The following is a 19,548-nucleotide window of genomic DNA, read 5'->3' as shown; positions in this document are numbered from 1 at the left end:
CTTTGTGAATCACAGGAGCCCCGATGAGCGACCCGTCGTCACGTCGGCCGAAGCCGCGCACCGATCGCAAACCGCCGACCGGCAAGCCGGCCGACCGCAAGCCGTATGACCGGAAGCCGACGGACGGCAAGCCGGCGGAGCGGAAGCCTTACGACCGGAAGCCCTACGACCGGAAGCCCGCAGACGGGAAGCCGACCGAAGGCAAACCGTACGACCGCAAGCCCCGTGAGGGCGGGTCGGCGGACCGCAAGCCGTTCGACCGGGCGACCCCCGGGGAGCGCAAGCCGTTCGACCGCAAGCCGTTCGACCGGGCGTCCGGCCGGCCGGCGGGCGGTGCCGACCGCCGCCCGCCCCGTCCCCGTGAGGACGACGATCGCCCGCGGCACGACGACCCCGAGATTCCCGACGATGTCACGGCGAACCTGCTCGACAAGGTCGCCCGCGCCGAACTCAAGACCCTCAGCAAAGACAACGCCGACTGGGTCGCCCGGCACCTCGTGATGGCCGGCCGCCTGATCGACGACGATCCGGAGCTGGCCCACAAGCACGCGCTGGCTGCCGGTCGACGGGCGGGACGGATCGCCGTCGTGCGTGAGTCCGTCGGCATCACCGCATACGCGCTCGGTGCATTCGAGCTCGCGCTCCGGGAGTTGCGCACCTACCGCCGCATCTCGGGCCGCGACGATCAGCTTCCGCTGATGGTCGACAGCGAACGCGGCATCGGGCGCCCCGAGAAGGCGCTCGAGCTCGGACGCTCGGTTCCTCGAACTTCGCTGGATGTTCCCGTGCAGGTGGCTCTGGCGATCGCGATGTCGGGTGCCCGGCTCGACCTCGGCCAGCCCGAGGCCGCTCTCACCGAGTTGCAGATCCCCCAGCTCGACCCGGAACGCGCCTACCTCTGGAGCCCGGCGCTGTTCGACGCGTACGCGACGGTGCTCGAGGACCTCGGCCGCGCCGAGGAGGCCGAGCAGTGGTGGCAGCGTTCCGACCGGGCGACGATCGCGCTGGAGCGCGCGGCGATTCCGGAGGGCGAGGACACGGTCGAGATCATCGACGAGGACTGGGATCCGGATGTCGCGCACTGAGCGCACGCCGACCGGGGCGCCGTTCCGCGGCACGCCTCTCGACGGTGTCGACGTTCTGCTCGCCGACCTCGACGGGGTCGTCTACCGGGGTGCCGACGCCATCCCGCACGCGGTCGAGAGCCTCAACCGGGTACACGCCTCGCTGCGGGTCGGCTACCTCACCAACAACGCCTCGCGCACCGACGCGACGGTCGCATCCCATCTGACCGATCTCGGGCTGACGGTGGCACCGAACGATGTCGTCACGTCGCCCCAGGCGGCGGTGAAGCTGCTCGCCGACCTCGTCGCGCCGGGTAGCCGCATCCTCGTCGTCGGCGGCGACGGTCTCGTGACCGAGGTCGAGCGCGCCGGCTTCATCGTCGTGCGCTCCGCCGACGACGCGCCGGCCGCCGTCATCCAGGGTTTCGCGCCGCACGTCGCCTGGACCGACCTCGCGGAGGCGGCGTACGCACTGCGCGCGCCCGACGGGGCCGAGGGCATCCCGTGGGTCGCGACCAACACCGACTGGACGATTCCGCAGGCCCGCGGCACGGCTCCCGGCAACGGAACCCTCGTCTCGGCGGTGCACACGGCCGTGGGGCGCCTCCCCGTCGTGGCGGGCAAGCCGGAGCGCGCGATCTTCGACGCCGCGGCGACCCGCTTCGCGGCATCGGCTGCCCTGGTCGTCGGCGACCGGCTCGACACCGACATCGTCGGCGCCAACCGCGCCGGGATGGCGTCGGCCCTCGTGCTGACCGGGATCGACGGCCCGAAGCAGGTGCTCGCCGCCGACCCGGACTCGCGTCCCACGTTCCTGCTCGGCGATCTGCGCGACCTGTTCGCGCCCTATCCGACGGCGACGGCGACCGAGAAACGGGGCGCGAAGCTCGTGACCGTCGGCACCGCGGTGGTCAAGGTCGAGGGCCGGGCGGTCTCGCTGGCGCGGGTCGGGAGTCCGCTCGACGTGCTGCGTGCCGCGGCTGCCGCCATCTGGGGTTCCGGCACGCCGATCTACGCCCTCGAGGTCGCCCCCGAGCTCTACGCGTCGCAGCTATCGTGGGGATCATGACCGTCGCGGAGTACGAGAACGACGGCAGCGCGCTGCTCTCCCGGCTGAAGGTCATCGAGGATCAGCCGCTCGAGTCGCGGGCCGAGCACCTCGCGCAGGTCTACGAAGAGCTGCGCGCGACGCTCGAGTCCGGCGATGCCCGCGGCGGCGAAACCCGCCCGACGGCATAGTCGTGCCGTCCGACGCCCGCCTCGACGCCGAACTCGTGCGCCGCGGCCTCGCCCGGTCGCGCGCCCTCGCGGTCGCCGCGATCGAGGAGGGGCGGGTGCGCGTCGACGGGCGGGCGGTCGCGAAGCCCGCCACGAAGGTGAGCGCGGATGCCGAGCTCGCGATCGAGGGCGAGAACCGGTACGTCAGCCGCGCGGCCCTCAAACTCGTCGGTGCGCTCGACGCGTTCGACGTCGATCCGGCGGGGCGGCTCGCTCTCGACGTCGGCGCGTCGACTGGTGGATTCACGCAGGTGCTACTCGAGCGCGGCGCCCGCGAGGTCATCGCCCTCGACGTCGGTCACGGGCAGCTGGCGCCGACGGTGCGTGCCGACCCGCGGGTGCGGGTGATCGAAGGGGTCAACGCGCGCACGCTCGATGCCGCCGGTCTCGCCGCCGCATCCGGAACCCCCGAGCGCCCCGACCTCGTCGTCGCCGATCTGTCGTTCATCTCGCTGACCCAGGTGATCCCGGCGCTGGTCGCGACCGTCGCCGCCGCGGCCGCGCCCGTCGACTTCGTGCTGCTGGTGAAACCGCAGTTCGAGGTGGGCAGGCAGGGGGTGCGCGAAGGCATCGTGCGCGATCGTGCGCTGCGGCACGACGCGGTCAGCGGGGTGGTCTGGGCGGCCTGGGATGCCGGACTCGCCACCGCGGGCATCGTCCCCTCCCCAGTGCTCGGCGGCAACGGCAATCAGGAGTATCTGCTCTGGGCGCGAACCGCTGTCGGATCCCATCCCCCAGAATGGGAGAGCGTGATCGGTGCCCTGCCGTAGGGCGCCCGACGTTGGAGGAACCCGTGTCTGAGCTCGGCAGTGGCGAGCACCGCCACATCCTCGTCGTCGCGCACACCGGGCGACCCGATTCCCTGGAGGCCGGGGTCGCGGTCTGCCGGCAGTTGCTCGAGGCGGGCATCACGCCGGTGCTCTCGTCCGACGAACATCGCGATCTCGTCGCGAGCGCTCCCGACCTCGAACCGGTGGCGATCCTCGGCACCCATGTCGCCCAAGAAGACCTCGAGCTGGTGATCGTGCTCGGCGGCGACGGCACCATCCTGCGGGCCGCCGAACTGGCTCGCGGGTGCGACGCTCCGCTGCTCGGCGTCAACCTGGGTCATGTCGGGTTCCTCGCGGAAGCGGAGCGCGACGACCTCCACGCCACCGTCGAGCGGGCACTCGCCCGCGACTACGTCGTCGAGGAACGCATGACGGTCTCGGTGCGGGTCAAGGTCGACTCCGAGGTGGTCTACGAGACCTGGGCCCTCAACGAGGCGTCCGTCGAGAAGGCCAGCCGGGAACGCTCGCTCGAAGTCGCCATCGAGGTCGACGGTCGCCCGATCTCGACCTTCGGCTGCGACGGGGTGGTCATGTCGACGCCCACCGGCTCCACCGCCTACTCGTTCTCGGCGGGCGGCCCGGTCGTCTGGCCCACCGTCGAAGCGCTGCTCATGGTGCCGTTGTCGGCGCACGCTCTCTTCGCCCGCCCGCTCGTCGTCGGCCCGGAGTCGGCCCTCGCCGTCGAGCTGCTGCGCCGCACGCCGGGCACGGGCGTGCTGTGGGCCGACGGGCGTCGCACCTTCGAACTGCCGGCGGCGGCGCGCGTCATCGTGCGGCGGTCGCCGATTCCGGTGCGCCTCGCGCGACTCAGCCCGCGGCCGTTCGCCGAACGGCTGGTCAACAAGTTCGGCCTTCCCGTCGCCGGGTGGCGCGGCCCGACCTCGGAGGAGACGGCCGGGGGCCGATCCGCAGAGAAGAGCGGCCGCTCGTGATCGAAGAGATCTCCATCCGCGACCTCGGCGTGATCGGTGAGGCGCGCCTGCCGCTCGGGCCGGGATTCACGGCGCTGACCGGTGAGACCGGTGCCGGCAAGACGATGGTCGTCACGGCGCTCGGGTTGCTGCTCGGCGAACGCGGCGACAGCGGAGCGGTGCGCTCGGGCAGTTCGCAGGCCATCGTCGAGGGGCACTGGCAGATCGCGAGCGACGGCGTCGTCGCCGAACGGGTGCGGGATGCCGGCGGCGACGTCGACACCGCGGCCGACGGACGCGCCCACCTCATCCTGGGTCGCTCGGTCGGCGCCGATGGGCGCAGCCGCGCCACGGTCGGGGGGCGCGCCGCACCGGTCGGCGTGCTCGGCGAGCTCAGCCCGCACCTCGTGGTCGTGCACGGGCAATCCGATCAGATCCGGCTGAAGTCGGCGGTCGCACAGCGCGAGGCCCTCGACCGGTTCGCCGGGCCCGGGCTGGCGACGGTGCTCGGCGACTACCAGGAGGCGTTCCAGCGCTGGCAGTCCGATCGCGGCGAACTCGACCTGCTCATCGCGGAGCGGGATCGCCGCGCCCGCGAGGCCGAGGATCTGCGGCTGGCGATGGCCGAGATCGAGGCCGCCGCCCCGCAACGGGCAGAGGACGTCGCCCTCGCCGAACAGGCGGAGCGTCTCTCCAATCTCGAAGACCTCCGCGTCGCGGCGACGGAAGCCCGCGAGGCGATCTCGGCGCAGCTGGGCGACGGGCGCGGGGCCGACGGAGCCGATGCGACAGCGCTGGTGGATGCGGCCCGCCGGTCGCTCGATCGGGTGGTCGCGCACGACACCGCGCTCGCACCCATCGCCGATCAGCTCGCCGCGGCGTCGTTCGCCCTCGCCGAGATCTCCGGCCAGCTCTCGAGCTACCTGGGGGGTCTGGATGCCGACGGGGCGCGCGAACTGGAGGCCATCCAGGAGCGCCGGGCGACCCTCAACGCGCTCATCCGACGGTACGGTCCGTCGCTCGACGACGTCATCGACTACCTGGAGTCGGGCAGCACGCGGCTGCTCGAACTCGACAGCGACGCCGACCGCATCGAACAGCTCGGTGCCGAGGTCGAGGCGGGTCTCGCGCGGGTTCACGATCTCGCGGCTCGGCTCACCGAGCTGCGTCGCGAGGCGGCGACCCGCCTGCAGGAGGCGGTGTCGGCCGAACTGCAGGCCCTCGCGATGCCCGACGCGCGGCTCACGATCGAGATCGAGGAGCGCGAACTGACCCTCACCGGTCACGACCAGGTGACGATCCTGCTGCAGCCCCACCCGGGCGCCGAGCCGCGTCCCCTCGGCAAGGGTGCGTCGGGCGGCGAGTTGTCGCGGGTGATGCTCGCGATCGAGGTCGTCCTCGCGGGATCCGATCCGGTGCCGACGTTCGTCTTCGACGAGGTGGATGCCGGGGTCGGCGGCGCCTCCGCGACCGAGATCGGGCGGCGGCTGGCTCGGCTCGCCGAGACCGCCCAGGTCATCGTCGTCACCCACCTCGCGCAGGTCGCCGCGTACTCGACCAATCACCTCGTCGTCGAGAAGGGCACCGACGGGTCGATCACGACGAGCAACGTGCGGCTCGTGCACGCCGACGATCGCGCGTTCGAGATGGCGCGTCTGCTGTCGGGTTCGCCCGACTCCGAGCATGCCCTCGCCCACGCGAAGGAGCTGCTCGAACAAGCCCACGGCACGTGGACCTGAGAACCCCAGCGTGAGCGTGCGGGGTGTCACAGCGCATCGTGACCTCCGTGGGATACGCTGAAACCCCGTGGTGATCAACTCCGCGCGATACAGCGCCGGCCCGGTTCGTACCAAGCACATCTTCGTCACCGGAGGTGTCGTCTCCTCCCTCGGGAAGGGTCTCACCGCGGCGTCGCTGGGCAATCTGCTCACCGCCCGGGGCCTGCGGGTGAAGATGCAGAAGCTCGACCCGTATCTGAACGTCGACCCGGGCACGATGAACCCGTTCCAGCACGGCGAGGTCTTCGTCACCGACGACGGGGCCGAGACCGACCTCGACATCGGCCACTACGAGCGCTTCCTCGACATCAACCTCGACCAGGCCGCCAACGTCACCACCGGCCAGATCTACTCGCGCGTCATCGAGCGCGAGCGTCACGGCGAGTACCTCGGTGACACGGTGCAGGTCATTCCGCACATCACCGATGAGATCAAGCGCCGGATGCGCCTGCAGGCCGAACCGCCGACCGACGGCACCGCGGCACCGGATGTCATCATCACCGAGATCGGCGGCACGGTCGGCGACATCGAGAGCCTGCCGTTCATCGAGTCCGCGCGCCAGGTGCGTCACGAGCTCGGCCGCCAGAACGTCTTCTTCGTGCACGTCTCCCTCGTGCCGTTCATGGGCGCCTCGGGGGAGCAAAAGACGAAGCCGACACAGCACTCGGTCGCGGCGCTGCGCTCCATCGGCATCCAGCCCGACGCTCTCGTGCTGCGCAGCGATCGACCGGTGTCCGAAGGCAACCGACGCAAGATCGCGCTGATGTGCGACGTCGAGGAGCGGGCCGTCGTCAACGCGATCGACGTCGCCAGCATCTACGACATCCCGACGATGCTGCACGACCAGGGTCTCGACGCCTACATCATCGAGCAGCTGCGGCTGCCGACCGGCGAGGTCGAGTGGGACGGCTGGCAGGACCTGCTGAAGACGGTGCACGACCCGAAGCACGAGCTCACGATCGCGCTCGTCGGCAAGTACATCGACCTCCCCGACGCCTACCTGTCGGTGACCGAGGCGCTCAAGGCGGGCGGCTTCGCGCACGAGAGCAAGGTGGTCGTGAAGTGGGTCGCCTCCGACCTCTGCGAGACACCGGAGGGGGCGGCGCGCGAACTGGCGGATGTCGACGGCATCCTGGTGCCCGGCGGCTTCGGGGTGCGCGGCATCGAGGGCAAGCTGGGTGCGCTGCGGTTCGCCCGCGAGAACAAGATCCCCACACTCGGCATCTGCCTCGGCCTGCAGTGCATGGTCATCGAGTACGCCCGCAACATCGTCGGACTGACCGGGGCCTCGTCGAGCGAGTTCGATCCCGACACCGAGTTCCCGGTGATCGCGACGATGGCCGAGCAGGTCGACCTGCTCGCCCGCGGCGACATGGGCGGCACGATGCGTCTCGGGTTGTACGAGGCCCGCTTCGAGCCCGGCTCGATCGTCGAGGGGCTCTACGGCGCCCCGACGGCATCCGAGCGGCACCGCCATCGCTACGAGGTCAACAACACCTACCGGCAGCAGATCGCCGACGCGGGCCTGGTGTTCTCGGGGATCTCGCCCGACCGATCGCTGGTGGAGTACATCGAGTTGCCGTCCGACGTGCATCCGTTCTATGTCGCCACCCAAGCGCACCCGGAGCTGCGGTCGCGCCCGAACCGGGCGCATCCGCTGTTCCGCGGGCTGGTCGGTGCCGCGCTGGAGCGTCAGCAGGCGAGCCGCCTGTTCGAGGTGTCCGACCCCGGAGAGCCACCGGTCGGCGAGCTCGCGCCGGGCGCGGCGGCCGTCGGCGAGCCCGTCGTACAGCCCGCCCAGGCCTGACGCCCGATGGATCTCGAGGCGCTGAGTTCCGGACCGCTCGAAGACGTCGCCGACCCAGCGCCGGTGGTGGCCCGCGAGACCGTGTTCGACGGTCGCATCTGGGACATCGTGCGCGAGACCGTGACGTTCGGCGGCTCGCCGATGACCCGGGAGTACATGGCGCACCCCGGGGCGGTCGTCGTCGCCGCGATCGATGACGACGAGCGGATGCTGCTCATCAACCAGTACCGTCAGCCGATCGGTATGCGCGAATGGGAGTTGCCGGCCGGTCTGCTCGATGTGGAGGGCGAGGATCCGCTCGCAGCCGCTCAGCGCGAACTCGCCGAGGAAGCCGATCTGGTGGCCGCCGACTGGCGCAAGCTGGCGGCGTACCACCCGTCGGCCGGCGGCAGTGACGAACTGATCACCGTCTTCGAGGCCCGCGGCCTGTCGGATGCCCCCGGCATCCACGAGCGCACCGACGAAGAGGCCGAGATCGTCGTGCGCTGGGTGCCGATCGAGGAGGTGCTCGCCGGCATCACGGCGGGGCGTCTGCACAACGGGCCGCTGCTGACCGCCGCACTCCTGGTCCATGCCCGCCGCTGACGGCGACCTGGCGGTCGAACTCGACCGCTACCTGCGGCACCTCGCGATCGAGCGGGGCCGGTCGCCGCACACGATCGCCGCGTACCGGCGCGACCTCACACGCTTTCTCGAGACCCTCACGGTCGCCGGGGTTCGGGATGCCGCCGGCATCACCCCCGAACTCGCCCGCGACTTCGCACGCGGCCTGCGCGACGGCCCGGACCCCCTCGCGGCCTCGTCGGTGGCGCGCATGCTGTCGAGCGTGCGGGGTTTCACCCGGTTCCTGGTCGACGAGCAGCGCATCCCGATCGACCCGGCGGTCGATCTGGTCGCCCCGAAGCTGCCGGACCGGTTGCCGAAGGCGTTGACGATCGCACAGGTCGAACGCCTGCTCGACGCCGCCTCGGGCGACGAGCCGGCCGAGTTGCGGGATCGGGCGCTGCTGGAACTGCTCTATGCCACGGGGGCCCGGGTGTCGGAGGCCGTGTCGCTCAACGTCGACGACCTGCTCGGCGGATCCGGCGAGGGCGAGGGCACCACCGATCTCGTGCGCCTGTTCGGCAAGGGGTCGAAGCAGCGCATCGTGCCGGTCGGCAGTTACGCCCGGGCCGCCCTCGACGCCTACCTGGTGCGCTCGCGCCCGCTGCTCTCGGCGCGCGGCCGGGCGACGCCGGCGCTCTTCCTCGGGATGCGCGGAGCCCGCCTGTCGCGGCAGAGCGCCTGGCTCGTCATCCGCGCGGCGGCGGAACGGGCGCAGCTCGACCGCGAACTGGGGGAGCACGGCATCTCGCCGCACAGCCTGCGGCATTCGTTCGCGACCCACCTGCTGCAGGGCGGCGCCGACGTGCGGGTGGTGCAGGAGCTGCTGGGGCACGCGAGCGTCGCGACGACGCAGATCTACACGCGGGTGACGGCGGATGCCCTCCGGGACATGTACGTCACGGCGCATCCGCGAGCGCGCTGACAAGTCTCAACCTCAACTTGAAGTAGAGCCGAACCTCGACACGGCGGGCGCGTTCATCCCGGGGCCGCAGGCGGGTCGACATACACTCGGGCACATGGCGGGGCATCGGCAAGATGTGACCGAGCTGCCGGGGCTGGAAGCACCCGAGCTCGGACCCACGGGGCGCCCGGCGAGCGTCTTCCCCGAGCCCGCGGCCCTCAAGCGGCACGGCCCCGCACGCATCATCGCGCTGTGCAATCAGAAGGGCGGGGTCGGCAAGACGACGACCTCGATCAACCTCGGCGCGACCCTCGCGGAGTACGGTCGCCGGGTGCTCGCGGTCGACTTCGACCCGCAGGGGGCCCTCAGCGCCGGCCTCGGGGTTCCGACGCACGACGTGCCGACGATCTACGACCTGCTGTTGGGCACCAACACCGCCGTCGTCGACACGATCGTCCCCACCTCGACCCCCGGGCTCGATGTCATCCCCGCCAACATCGACCTCTCCGCCGCGGAGGTGCACCTGGTCAACGAGGTGGCCCGCGAACAGATCCTCGCTCGCGTGCTGCGCCAGGTGTCGGACAAGTACGACGTCATCCTCATCGACTGCCAGCCGTCCCTCGGTCTGCTCACCATCAACGCCCTGACTGCGGCGCACGGGGTGCTCATCCCGCTCGAGTGCGAGTACTTCGCGCTGCGCGGCGTCGCCCTGCTGGTGGAGACGATCGAGAAGGTGCGGGATCGACTCAACCCCGCCATCCGCCTCGACGGGATCCTCGCGACCATGTACGACGCCCGCACGCTTCACTCGCGCGAGGTGCTGCAGCGTGTCGTCGAGGCCTTCGGCCCGCAGGTGCTCGAGACGGTCATCGGGCGCAGCGTCAAACTGCCCGACGCGTCGGTCGCCGCCGAGCCGGTGACGCTGTTCGCGCCGGAGCACGCCGTCACCGAGTCGTACCGCCAACTCGCCCGCGAGCTCATCGCGCGCGGCGCCGTCGCCTAACCCGGCAGCGGCGCCCCGCAGCTGGAGCAGGTCGCTCCCAGGGGAACGATCAGGAAGCAGCTCGTGCACGTCGTCTCCTGGGCACGCGGGGCATCCGACGCGTGCGGAGCCGACGAAGCCCGTGGCCGGGATGCCGGCGTCGCCCGGCTCGCTCGAGTCACCGTGCGCATCGGCTGCTGAGTCGTCGGCCGGGCGACGCGCTGGGCGACGCCCCCGTCGGCCGGCAGGTCGTCGGCGTAGGCGCGGTAGCAGTTCAGACGACGTTCCGCCGCCGGGGCGTTGTCGAATCCTTGGATGCACAGCGACACGAGCGGCGGTTCGCCGCGTCGCTTCGTCTCGATCTCGACCCGGTCGAGCAGCTTGCCGATCCAGGTGCTGACGGGGTCGTCGTGAGTGACCCCCGACTCCTGCTGCACGGCGGCTGCCAGCTCTTCGTCGGTGATCACCGCGTGGTAGGACCGCGCGGTTTCGAGGAGCCGCTCGAGAGCGATCGGGGTCCAGAGGGTGAGCGCGTCGCTGTTCGAGACGTAGGTACCGTTGGCACGGTGGGGCATTGAGGGGTTTCCTTCCCGCTGTCGACCCTAGCCCGGCCAACTAAGCTCGCGTTTCATGCAGGACGCTTCCGTGACGGTGGATGGGCCCGTCGCCGAAGCGCCGGGCGGCGAAGCGCCTGTCGGCGAGGCCGCGGGGGGCTTTCGGCTCACCCTCTCCAACTTCGAGGGACCCTTCGACCTGCTGCTCTCGCTCATCGCGAAGCACGAGCTCGACATCACCGAGATCGCGCTGAGCGCGATCACCGACGAGTTCTTGTCGTACCTGCGCGGGATCGACACCGACGACGAGCTGGATCAGGCGAGCGAGTTCCTGCTGGTGGCGGCGACCTTGCTCGACCTCAAGGTCGCGGGCCTGCTGCCGCAAGGCGAACTGGTGGATGCCGAGGACGTCGCGCTGCTCGAGGCACGCGATCTGCTGTTCGCCCGGCTGCTGCAGTACCGCGCCTTCAAGGAGGCGGCGGCGTGGTTCGCCCGCGGGATCGAGGCCGAGTCGACGCGTCACGTGCGTGCGGTGCGCCTCGAAGACAAGTACCGCAAGCAGACTCCCGACCTCGTCTGGACGCTCAGCGTCGGTGACTTCGCGGCCCTCGCGGCGCTGGCCTTCGCCCCGCGCGAGATCCCGACCGTCGGGCTCGACCATCTGCACGCGCCGCTGGTCAGCATCCGCGAGCAGGCCGCGCACGTCGTCGCCCTGCTGCGTCGCGGCGGGCCGGTCACCTTCCGGCAGCTCATCGCCGGCGCCGACCAGCGCGGGGTGATCGTGGCGCGCTTCCTGGCGGTGCTCGAGCTCTACAAGCACGCCGCGATCACCTTCGAGCAGCTCGAGCCGCTCGGCGAGCTGACGCTCACCTGGTCGGCGCAGACCTGGACCGACGACAGCCTGGCGAGCCTGGGAGCCGACTACGATGCCTGAGATGTCCAACAGCTCCGCGAGCGTCGTCGACGAGGTCGACGGTGTTCCGAGACCCCCGATGGATCTCGAGCGAGCCCTCGAAGCCGTCCTGATGGTCGCCGACGAACCGTTGCCGCTGGTCAGCCTGGCGACGGCCCTCGGCTCGCCGATCGCGGCGGTGCGCCAGTCGATCGAGCGCCTCGTCGCCGACTACGACGGCGAGAGCGGCGGTCCGACGCGCGGGTTCGAGCTGCGCGAGGTGGGCGGCGGCTGGCGCATCTACGTGCGTCCCGCCTACGACGACGTCGTCAAAGAGTTCGTGCTCACGCAGAACCCGACGAAGCTCTCGCAGGCTGCCCTCGAGACCCTCGCGGTGATCGCCTACAAGCAGCCGATCAGCCGCGGTTCCGTCGCGGCCATCCGCGCGGTGAACGTCGACTCGGTCGTGCGCACCCTTCTGGGCCGGGGCCTCATCCAAGAGGCGTACACCGACTCCGAGACCGGCGCGATCCACTACGAGACCACGCCGCTGCTGCTGACGTCGCTCGGCATCAACTCGCTCGACGAGCTTCCGCCGATCTCGCCGTTGCTGGTCGACGGTCGCGACGGCTTCGACGACCTCTCATGACCGACGGACGCCCCGAGGGCGGGCGCTCGGAGGGTGGGCGCACCGACGGTGAGCGACTGCAGAAGGTGCTCGCGGCGGCGGGCGTCGCGTCGCGACGGGTCTGCGAGCAGTACATCGCCGAGGGCCGGGTGTCGGTCAACGGCGAGGTCGTCACCGAACCGGGTTCCCGGGTCGACCCGGCCGTCGATCTGGTCGCCGTCGACGGGCAGGCGGTGCAACTGGACGTCTCCAAGCGCTACGTGATGCTCAACAAGCCGGTCGGCGTGGTGTCATCGATGGCCGACGAGCGCGGCCGTCGCGACCTGCGCGAGTTCACCGCGGACTACGAGGAGCGGCTGTTCAACGTGGGCCGGCTCGACGCCGACACCAGCGGTCTGCTCATCCTCACCAACGATGGCGATCTCGCCCAGGTGCTCGCGCATCCGTCGTTCGGGGTCGAGAAGACCTACATCGCCACCGTCAAGGGAATCGTCTACCCGGCGGCGCTCAAGAAGCTACGCGACGGCGTCGAGTTGGAGGACGGCCCGATCCGTGCCGACAAGGCGCGGCTCGTGGGCGAGCCGTCGAACGGCCACAGCATCGTCGAGATCACCCTCCACTCGGGGCGCAACCGCATCGTGCGCCGCATGCTGGATGCCGTGGGTCACCCGGTGCTGGAATTGGTGCGTCGGCAGTTCGGTCCGTTGCATCTGGGCACCCTCGCGTCGGGACGAAGCCGCGACCTCGGTAAGCTGGAACTCGGGCAGTTGCTGACTCTCGCTCGCGAGCCCCACACCTCTTCGTCCTCCGACACCCAGGATTGATTCCGATGAACGCTGCTCGCCTCGCTGGTCAGGTGCGCATCGTCGGCACCGGGCTGCTCGGCACGAGCATCGGCCTCGCCCTGCGTCACCTCGGGGTCGACGTCATCCTCGCCAACCGGTCGCCCGCGGCCCTGCGTCTCGCGATCGACTACGGCGCGGGGCGCGAGGCCGCGCCGGGCGACGATCCGGCGCTCGTGATCGTCGCGGTGGCCCCCGACTCGACCGCCGACCTGGTCGCCGCCGAACTCGACGCGCACCCGGGCGCTCTCGTCACCGATGTGGCGAGCATCAAGGGCAGCATCCTCGCCGACCTCACCGCGCGCGGCGCCGACGTCGCCCGCTACCTCGGTTCGCATCCGATGGCGGGGCGCGAGCGCGGCGGGGCGATGGCAGCTCGTGCCGACATCTTCCTGGGTCGCCCGTGGGTCATCACCCCGCACGCGCTCACCACGCCCGCTCAGGAGCGGCTCATCGAGGCCCTGGCGCTCGATCTCGGGTCCACGCCGATCCGGCTCAGCCCCGACGAGCATGATCGGGCCGTCGCGTTGGTCTCGCACGTGCCGCAGATCGTGGCGTCGCTGCTCGCGGCGCGGCTGCTCGGCGGCAGCGCCGCCGTCCCCGCACTCGCAGGGCAGGGGCTGCGCGACACGACCCGCATCGCCGGCAGCGACCCCGAGCTGTGGATGCAGATTCTCGGCGCCAACGCCGCACCCGTCACCGAGGTTCTGCGCGCCTTCCGCGACGACCTCGATGGGGTCGTCGCTGCGCTCGAGGATCCCGCCGCTCCGGGCGCGCCGACGCGTCTCGCCGCGATGCTCACCCGCGGCAACCAGGGGGTGGCGCGCATCCCCGGCAAGCACGGCAGCGACGCGCGCTACGAGACCCTGGTGGTGCAGGTCGCCGACGCGCCGGGCGAGCTCGCACGACTGCTGACTGAGATCGGCGAGGAGGGGGTCAACATGGAAGACCTGCGCCTCGAGCACTCCCCGGGTGCCCAGATCGGTTTCGCCGAGATCGCCGTCGTGCCCGAAGCCGCGGGGCGTCTCGCCGAGGCACTCGAGGCCCGCGGCTGGGAGCTCGCGCGCGGCGGACAGACCCAGGGGAGCACCTCGTGACCGGCCTCGTGGTGGCGATCGACGGTCCCGCCGGAAGCGGCAAGTCGAGTGTGAGCCGCGCCGCGGCATCCCGGCTCGGCTTCGACTTCCTCGACACCGGTGCCGCCTATCGCGCGCTCACCTGGCTCGCGCTGGAACGCGGCGTCGACCCCGAGGACAGGGATGCCGTCATCGCCCTCGTCGACGACCTCGGCTACGCGACCATCGCGACCCCCGACGGAACGATCGTGAAGGTCGGCGAGACCGACGTCACCACGGCCATCCGGGAACCGCGCATCACCGCCGTCGTGAGCGACGTCGCGCGCATTCCCGAGGTGCGGGTGCGGCTCACCGACATGTTCCGCGCGATGATCGCCGCGAGTCGCGAGGCCGGCATCGTCGTGGAAGGCCGCGACATCACGACCGTCGTCGCCCCGGATGCCGAGGTGCGCATCCTGTTGACCGCCGACGAGGCCGTGCGCGTCGCGCGGCGTTCGCGCGAACTCACCCCCGAACACGCGGGCACTGCGACGCAGCTGCGCGACCGAGACCGAAAGGACGCCGCCGTCGTCGACTTCATGACCGCGGCACCCGGCGTCACGACCCTGGATTCGACCGACCTGGACTTCGAGCAGACCGTTGCGGCCGTGCTCGACCTGGTGGAGGCAGCACGATGAGCGACACCAACCCCCCGATCGATGGGCCCGACGCGGAGGCCGAGTTCGAGGCCGATCTCGACCCCGGCCTGCTGACCCGCCTCGACGAACTCGACGAGGATCTCGCCGAGCAGCGCGCCGCCTCGCTGCGTGCGGGACTCGCCGACTACGAACTCGAAGACGAGGACCTCGAGCTGCTCGAAGCGGCCACCGAGGGCGTCGACGGCATCGTCTACCTGCCGGCGCTGCCGGTGCTCGCGATCGTCGGCCGGCCGAACGTCGGCAAGTCGGCACTCGTCAACCGCATCCTCGGTCGCCGCGAAGCGGTCGTCGAAGACGTTCCCGGCGTGACGCGCGACCGCGTCGCCTACAAGTCGGAGTGGGCCGGACGCCGGTTCACGGTCGTCGACACGGGTGGCTGGGAGCCCGACGCGAAGGGCATCAACGCCTCCGTCGCCGCTCAGGCGGAGGTCGCGGTCGACCTCGCCGACGCGGTGCTGTTCGTCGTCGACATCAACGTCGGCGCGACCGCGACCGACGAGCACGTGGTGCGGATGCTGCGCGCCTCGAAGCGCCCCGTCATCCTCGTCGCCAACAAGTCCGACGACGCCGTGAAAGACACGCAGGCCGCGGAACTGTGGAGCCTCGGGCTGGGGGAGCCGTGGCCGGTCTCGGCGATCCACGGCCGCGGCGTCGCGGATGTGCTCGACGAGGTCATGAAGCTGCTGCCCGCCGTGTCGGCGGTCGCGAAGCAGGAGATCGGCGGCCCGCGCCGGGTCGCGATCCTCGGCCGGCCGAACGTCGGCAAGAGTTCGCTGCTCAACAAGGCCGCCGGCGAGGAGCGCGTCGTCGTCGACCCGATGGCGGGCACCACCCGTGACCCGGTCGACGAGAACATCGAACTCGCGGGCAAGATCTGGACGTTCGTCGACACCGCCGGCATCCGCAAGCGCGTGCACCTGCAGCACGGCGCCGACTTCTACGCCTCCCTGCGCACCGCCGCGGCGCTCGAGAAGGCCGAGGTCGCGGTCGTCGTGCTCGACGTCACCGAGCCGATCTCGACGCAGGATCTGCGCATCGTCGAGCTGGTGCTCGAGTCGGGCCGTGCGCTCGTGCTCGCGTTCAACAAGTGGGACCTGCTCGACGACGAACGTCGCCGTTACCTGGAGCGCGAGATCGAGCAAGACCTCGCCCACGTGGCGTGGGCGCCGCGGGTCAACATCTCCGCCCGTACGGGCCGGCACCTCGAGAAGCTGGTTCCGGCCCTCGAGACCGCACTGAACTCGTGGGACATGCGCATCCCGACCGGCAAGTTCAACGCGCTGCTCGCCGAGCTCACGGCGGAGCATCCGCACCCGGTGCGCGGCGGCAAGCAGCCCCGCATCCTGTTCGGCACCCAGGCGGCGACCCGGCCGCCCACGTTCGTGCTGTTCACGACCGGCTTCCTCGACCCCGGCTACCGACGCTTCATCCAGCGGCGTCTGCGCGAGGTCTACGGGTTCGAGGGCACCCCGATCATCGTCAACATGCGGGTGCGCGAGAAGCGCAAGCGCTGAGCCTGCACCGCCCGCCATACCCTGCGACTTCGGAGGTTCGGGCGGGAAGCTCAGTACATGGCTTTTCCGGCTGCACGGTCGCGCAACTTCGGCAGCATCGCCGAACTCTATGAGCGGGTGCGCCCCGGATACCCGGCGGACGCCGTCGCGTGGTTCCTCTCCGCCGGCGCGCCCGTCGCGGGAGAACTCAGAATCGCCGATGTCGGCACGGGGACGGGCAAGCTGACCGACGCACTGCTCGCCCCGGGCCGCGCGGTCACGGCCGTCGACCCCGATCCGGGGATGCTCGCGGTGCTGTCGGCGAAACACCCCGAGGTAACGACGGTGACCGGCACCGCCGAGCAGCTGCCGTTCGCCGACGCCAGCTTCGACGTGGTGACCTTCGGGCAGTCCTGGCACTGGGTCGACCCGCCGCGGGGCAGCAGCGAGGTCGCGCGCGTCCTGCGTCCCGGCGGGAGTCTCGGGCTGTTCTGGAACATCCGGGATGCCCGCGAGCAGGCTTCTGATGGGCGCTGGGTCGCGGAGCTCGCGGACATCCTCGGTCACCAGAGCGCCGACGAACTGATGCTCGAGGCAGGCGGGCCGGTCGTGACCGAGCCGCTTGCGTTCGACGCGATGCGCGAGTTCGCGTGGACCTCGACGATCGATGTCGCGACCCTCGTCGACCTCGCGGCGACGCACGGCTTCGTGATCACGGCATCCGAGGCCGATCGGCACCAGATGCTGGATGCCGTGCGAGCGCTCGGCGAGCGGGTCGCCGACGGCGAGGGGATGCTGCGGCTTCCGTACCGGCTGTACGTCTACCGGTTCAGCGCGCCCTGACCTGACCTGACCTCGACTCAGCCCCACACCTCGTCGGCCAACTCCACGATCTCGCGCATCTTCGCCCACTGCTGTTCCTCGGTGAGAACGTTGCCCTCCTCCGTGGAGGCGAAGCCGCACTGCGGGCTCAGCGCGAGCTGGTCGAGCGCGACGAACTCGCTCGCCTCGCTGATGCGCTTCTTGACATCGGCGGGGTCTTCGAGGTCGCCGCTCTTGGAGGTGATCAGGCCGAGCACGACGATCTTGTCGCCCTTCGGCAGGAAGCGCAGCGGCTCGAAACCACCGGCTCGCTCGGTGTCGTACTCGAGGAAGTAGCCGTCGTAGTTGCAGCCCGCGAGCAGCGGTTCGGCGACCGGCTCGTAGCCGCCGGACGAGATCCAGGTCGACTTGAAGTTGCCGCGGCAGACGTGCGTGGTGATCACCATGTCGGCGGGCTTGTCGCGAATCGAGTCGTTGATGAGCTTCACGTACTTCTCGGCGAGACCGTCGACGTCGACACCGCGCGCGGCGGCCTTCTCGATCTCGGCCTGCGAGCAGAGGTAGGCCCAGGTCGTGTCGTCGAACTGCAGGTAGCGGCATCCGGCGTCGTAGAAGGCCTGCACCGCCGCGCGGTAGGTGGCCGCAAGGTCGTCGAGGATGGCGTCGCGGTCGGCGTAGAAGGCGGGGTCGATGCCCGACGCCTCGGCCCGCCAGTGCAGCACCGTCGGCGAGGGGATGGTCATCTTCGGGGTGACGCTGGTGTGCGCGGCGAGGAAAGCGAAATGGTCGAGGAACGGGTGGTTCGGCGGGAAGCCGATCTTTCCGACCACGGCGGGGCTGCGCGGCTTGGTCTGCACCCCCTGGAACTGGATGCCGTGGTCGATTTCGACGATCTCGACGCCCTCCAGCAGGCCGATGAAGTCGAAGTGCCACCACGAGCGGCGGAACTCCCCGTCGGTCGCGAGCTGCAGACCGGCGTTCTCCTGCTGGCGGATGAGCTCGGCGATTTCGTGGTCTTCGATGCGGCGCAGCTCCGCGGCATCCAGTTCGCCGGCTTCGTGGCGGGCGCGCGCCTCCTTGATGGCGGCGGTGCGCAGGAAGCTTCCGACCTGGTCGGCGCGGAACGGGGGAGTCAAACGGGGCATGCGGCTCAGCTTAGGGTGGGCGTATGGCTCGCCTTGTCGCTCCGTGCGTGGTGTCACAGTTGCACGATGATGCCGGAACGGTCGGCACCACCGCGATCGACAAACAGCCGGTCGAGGGCGCGGTCAAGGTCGGGCGGTTCGGGCTCTACGCGGACGTGCAGGCCGACCGCAAGCACCACGGCGGCGACGACAAGGCCGTCTACGCCTACGCGGCGGAGGATGCCGACTGGTGGGCCGAACAGCTCGGCCGCGACATCCCACCCGGTCTGTTCGGCGAGAATCTGCGGGTCGCGGGACTCGACGTGAGCAACGCCCGGGTGGGCGAGCGCTGGCGGGTCGGCGAGAGCGTCGTGCTGGAGGTGACGATGCCCCGCACGCCGTGCATGACGTTCGCCCGGTGGATGGGCGAGGAGGACAACGGCTGGGTGCGGCGGTTCTCGGAAGCCCGGCGGCTCGGTGCCTACCTGAGGGTGGTGTCCACCGGCTCGGTCCGAGCCGGCGACGCGATCGAGGTGCTGCCGGCCCCTGCGGGCGCACCGACGGTGCTCGACATCTACCAGGGAGTCTGACCGTGAGCACCTGGACCGACGTCGACCCCCACATCGCACCGGAACTGGGGCGCTCGGCTCTGGTGGTGATCGACACGCAGCGGGACTTCGTGGATGGCGGCGCCAGCCCCGTCCCGGGCACCACTCAGGTTCTGCCGGCGATCGCCACCCTGCTGCAGGCCTACCGGGAGGCGGGCCGTCCGATCGTGCACATCGTGCGGCTGTACGACGGCGACGATGTCGACCTGCCCCGTCGCAACCTCATCGCATCCGGCGCCCCGATCGTGAGACCCCACACCCCGGGCTCCCAGATCGTGCCAGATCTCCTTCCCCCAGGTGCGCCCGAGCTCGATCCCGAGGTTCTTCTCGACGGTGCCGCACAGCTGTTGGGCGCGCAGGAGTGGGCGATCTGGAAGCCGCGGTGGGGAGCCTTCCACCGCACCGCCCTCGACGAGCATCTGCGCGGCCTCGACGTCACCACGATCGTGCTGGCCGGGTGCAACTACCCCAACTGTCCGCGTGCCACCGCCTACGGGGGCAGTGAACGCGACTATCGGGTGCTCGTCGTCGCCGACGCGATCTCCGGCGTGCGCCCCGACCACCTTGAGGAGGCGGGGAGGATCGGCGTGCTGGCCGCCACCACAGCGGTGGTCACCAGCGAGTTGGCCGCCACGGTGGCGATCGCCGGCTGAA

At 70.7% G+C, this 19,548-nt stretch carries 21 protein-coding genes; 19 read left to right on the top strand and 2 right to left on the bottom strand.

Going from position 1 to position 19,548, the window contains the following annotated elements; all coding sequences use genetic code 11:
- Positions 1-23 precede the first annotated feature (23 nt).
- The 10 genes from IE173_RS05035 to IE173_RS04990 all read left to right on the top strand — a co-directional run bounded on the left by IE173_RS05035 (position 24) and on the right by IE173_RS04990 (position 10,178).
- On the top strand, positions 24-1,085 hold the full coding sequence (locus IE173_RS05035; RefSeq protein WP_191282263.1) for a tetratricopeptide repeat protein: 1,062 nt from the start codon (positions 24-26) through the stop codon (positions 1,083-1,085).
- The gene (locus IE173_RS05030; protein WP_191282262.1) at positions 1,072-2,133 is read left to right on the top strand and encodes an HAD-IIA family hydrolase; all 1,062 of its coding nucleotides are present in this window, start codon (positions 1,072-1,074) and stop codon (positions 2,131-2,133) included. The genes IE173_RS05035 and IE173_RS05030 overlap by 14 nt, the downstream gene beginning before the upstream one ends.
- Positions 2,130-2,303: a hypothetical protein gene (locus IE173_RS05025; RefSeq protein ID WP_191282531.1), complete on the top strand. Its 174-nt coding sequence runs from the start codon at positions 2,130-2,132 to the stop codon at positions 2,301-2,303. The genes IE173_RS05030 and IE173_RS05025 overlap by 4 nt, the downstream gene beginning before the upstream one ends.
- A gap of 2 nt (positions 2,304-2,305) precedes the next feature.
- Positions 2,306-3,112 (top strand): TlyA family RNA methyltransferase, encoded by an 807-nt coding sequence (locus tag IE173_RS05020; protein WP_229841891.1) that lies wholly within the window; start codon positions 2,306-2,308, stop codon positions 3,110-3,112.
- A 23-nt stretch (positions 3,113-3,135) separates the two neighbouring features.
- Positions 3,136-4,104, top strand: a complete 969-nt coding sequence (locus tag IE173_RS05015; protein WP_229841890.1) for an NAD kinase — start codon at positions 3,136-3,138, stop codon at positions 4,102-4,104.
- Entirely contained in the window at positions 4,101-5,822 is a 1,722-nt protein-coding gene (gene recN, locus IE173_RS05010) for a DNA repair protein RecN (protein ID WP_191282260.1), read from the top strand. Before IE173_RS05015 ends, recN begins: the two co-directional genes overlap by 4 nt.
- 67 nt (positions 5,823-5,889) lie before the next feature.
- Positions 5,890-7,668: a CTP synthase gene (locus IE173_RS05005; RefSeq protein ID WP_229841889.1), complete on the top strand. Its 1,779-nt coding sequence runs from the start codon at positions 5,890-5,892 to the stop codon at positions 7,666-7,668.
- Positions 7,669-7,674: 6 nt separating this feature from the next.
- Positions 7,675-8,253 (top strand): NUDIX domain-containing protein, encoded by a 579-nt coding sequence (locus IE173_RS05000; RefSeq protein WP_191282259.1) that lies wholly within the window; start codon positions 7,675-7,677, stop codon positions 8,251-8,253.
- Positions 8,240-9,196 carry a site-specific tyrosine recombinase XerD gene (locus IE173_RS04995; protein WP_191282258.1) on the top strand — a complete coding sequence of 319 codons (957 nt, stop codon included), beginning with the start codon at positions 8,240-8,242 and terminating at the stop codon, positions 9,194-9,196. Before IE173_RS05000 ends, IE173_RS04995 begins: the two co-directional genes overlap by 14 nt.
- A 94-nt stretch (positions 9,197-9,290) precedes the next feature.
- The gene (locus tag IE173_RS04990; protein ID WP_191282257.1) at positions 9,291-10,178 is read left to right on the top strand and encodes a ParA family protein; all 888 of its coding nucleotides are present in this window, start codon (positions 9,291-9,293) and stop codon (positions 10,176-10,178) included.
- Here IE173_RS04990 and IE173_RS04985 read toward each other — a convergent pair.
- Positions 10,175-10,732, bottom strand: coding sequence for a hypothetical protein (locus IE173_RS04985; RefSeq protein ID WP_191282256.1), 558 nt, complete (start codon positions 10,730-10,732; stop codon positions 10,175-10,177). The two genes, IE173_RS04990 and IE173_RS04985, sit on opposite strands and share 4 nt — an antisense overlap.
- 55 nt (positions 10,733-10,787) lie before the next feature.
- On the opposite strand from IE173_RS04985, the gene IE173_RS04980 reads away from it, so the two are divergent.
- The 7 genes from IE173_RS04980 to IE173_RS04950 are packed head-to-tail and all read left to right on the top strand — an operon-like array spanning position 10,788 to position 17,183.
- Positions 10,788-11,645 (top strand): segregation and condensation protein A, encoded by an 858-nt coding sequence (locus IE173_RS04980; RefSeq protein WP_191282255.1) that lies wholly within the window; start codon positions 10,788-10,790, stop codon positions 11,643-11,645.
- A 1-nt stretch (position 11,646) separates the two neighbouring features.
- Positions 11,647-12,252 (top strand): SMC-Scp complex subunit ScpB, encoded by a 606-nt coding sequence (gene scpB, locus IE173_RS04975; protein ID WP_191282254.1) that lies wholly within the window; start codon positions 11,647-11,649, stop codon positions 12,250-12,252.
- Entirely contained in the window at positions 12,249-13,055 is an 807-nt protein-coding gene (locus IE173_RS04970) for a pseudouridine synthase (protein WP_191282253.1), read from the top strand. Before scpB ends, IE173_RS04970 begins: the two co-directional genes overlap by 4 nt.
- 5 nt (positions 13,056-13,060) lie before the next feature.
- On the top strand, positions 13,061-14,170 hold the full coding sequence (locus tag IE173_RS04965; protein ID WP_191282252.1) for a prephenate dehydrogenase: 1,110 nt from the start codon (positions 13,061-13,063) through the stop codon (positions 14,168-14,170).
- On the top strand, positions 14,167-14,826 hold the full coding sequence (cmk, locus tag IE173_RS04960) for a (d)CMP kinase (protein WP_229841888.1): 660 nt from the start codon (positions 14,167-14,169) through the stop codon (positions 14,824-14,826). Before IE173_RS04965 ends, cmk begins: the two co-directional genes overlap by 4 nt.
- Positions 14,823-16,361, top strand: a complete 1,539-nt coding sequence (der, locus tag IE173_RS04955) for a ribosome biogenesis GTPase Der (protein WP_191282251.1) — start codon at positions 14,823-14,825, stop codon at positions 16,359-16,361. Before cmk ends, der begins: the two co-directional genes overlap by 4 nt.
- 57 nt (positions 16,362-16,418) lie before the next feature.
- Positions 16,419-17,183: a class I SAM-dependent methyltransferase gene (locus IE173_RS04950; RefSeq protein WP_191282250.1), complete on the top strand. Its 765-nt coding sequence runs from the start codon at positions 16,419-16,421 to the stop codon at positions 17,181-17,183.
- A gap of 17 nt (positions 17,184-17,200) precedes the next feature.
- On the opposite strand, the gene IE173_RS04945 is transcribed toward IE173_RS04950, so the two are convergent.
- Complete coding sequence (locus IE173_RS04945; protein ID WP_191282249.1) at positions 17,201-18,307, bottom strand: 5-methyltetrahydropteroyltriglutamate--homocysteine S-methyltransferase; 1,107 nt, start codon at positions 18,305-18,307, stop codon at positions 17,201-17,203.
- A gap of 23 nt (positions 18,308-18,330) precedes the next feature.
- Here IE173_RS04945 and IE173_RS04940 point away from each other — a divergent pair, with 23 nt between their 5' ends.
- On the top strand, positions 18,331-18,876 hold the full coding sequence (locus IE173_RS04940) for an MOSC domain-containing protein (protein ID WP_191282248.1): 546 nt from the start codon (positions 18,331-18,333) through the stop codon (positions 18,874-18,876).
- Positions 18,877-18,878: 2 nt separating this feature from the next.
- Entirely contained in the window at positions 18,879-19,547 is a 669-nt protein-coding gene (locus tag IE173_RS04935; RefSeq protein ID WP_191282247.1) for a cysteine hydrolase family protein, read from the top strand.
- The last annotated feature ends 1 nt before the right edge of the window (position 19,548 follow it).

The sequence above is a fragment of the Pseudolysinimonas yzui genome (assembly GCF_014653215.1).
GTDB lineage: Bacteria > Actinomycetota > Actinomycetes > Actinomycetales > Microbacteriaceae > Pseudolysinimonas_A > Pseudolysinimonas_A yzui.
Note: the sequence above shows the minus strand (reverse complement) of the source record. Positions and strands in the feature narration are given on the sequence as shown.

Bases quoted from the DNA above. Each gene is read 5' to 3' on its own strand.
- IE173_RS05035 (WP_191282263.1), top strand. From the start codon at position 24: ATGAGCGACCCGTCGTCACGTCGGCCGAAGCCGCGCACCGATCGCAAA.
- IE173_RS05030 (WP_191282262.1), top strand. From the start codon at position 1,072: ATGTCGCGCACTGAGCGCACGCCGACCGGGGCGCCGTTCCGCGGCACG.
- IE173_RS05025 (WP_191282531.1), top strand. From the start codon at position 2,130: ATGACCGTCGCGGAGTACGAGAACGACGGCAGCGCGCTGCTCTCCCGG.
- IE173_RS05000 (WP_191282259.1), top strand. From the start codon at position 7,675: ATGGATCTCGAGGCGCTGAGTTCCGGACCGCTCGAAGACGTCGCCGAC.
- IE173_RS04995 (WP_191282258.1), top strand. From the start codon at position 8,240: ATGCCCGCCGCTGACGGCGACCTGGCGGTCGAACTCGACCGCTACCTG.
- IE173_RS04990 (WP_191282257.1), top strand. From the start codon at position 9,291: ATGGCGGGGCATCGGCAAGATGTGACCGAGCTGCCGGGGCTGGAAGCA.
- IE173_RS04985 (WP_191282256.1), bottom strand. From the start codon at position 10,732: ATGCCCCACCGTGCCAACGGTACCTACGTCTCGAACAGCGACGCGCTC.
- IE173_RS04980 (WP_191282255.1), top strand. From the start codon at position 10,788: ATGCAGGACGCTTCCGTGACGGTGGATGGGCCCGTCGCCGAAGCGCCG.
- scpB (WP_191282254.1), top strand. From the start codon at position 11,647: ATGTCCAACAGCTCCGCGAGCGTCGTCGACGAGGTCGACGGTGTTCCG.
- IE173_RS04970 (WP_191282253.1), top strand. From the start codon at position 12,249: ATGACCGACGGACGCCCCGAGGGCGGGCGCTCGGAGGGTGGGCGCACC.
- IE173_RS04965 (WP_191282252.1), top strand. From the start codon at position 13,061: ATGAACGCTGCTCGCCTCGCTGGTCAGGTGCGCATCGTCGGCACCGGG.
- der (WP_191282251.1), top strand. From the start codon at position 14,823: ATGAGCGACACCAACCCCCCGATCGATGGGCCCGACGCGGAGGCCGAG.
- IE173_RS04950 (WP_191282250.1), top strand. From the start codon at position 16,419: ATGGCTTTTCCGGCTGCACGGTCGCGCAACTTCGGCAGCATCGCCGAA.
- IE173_RS04945 (WP_191282249.1), bottom strand. From the start codon at position 18,307: ATGCCCCGTTTGACTCCCCCGTTCCGCGCCGACCAGGTCGGAAGCTTC.
- IE173_RS04940 (WP_191282248.1), top strand. From the start codon at position 18,331: ATGGCTCGCCTTGTCGCTCCGTGCGTGGTGTCACAGTTGCACGATGAT.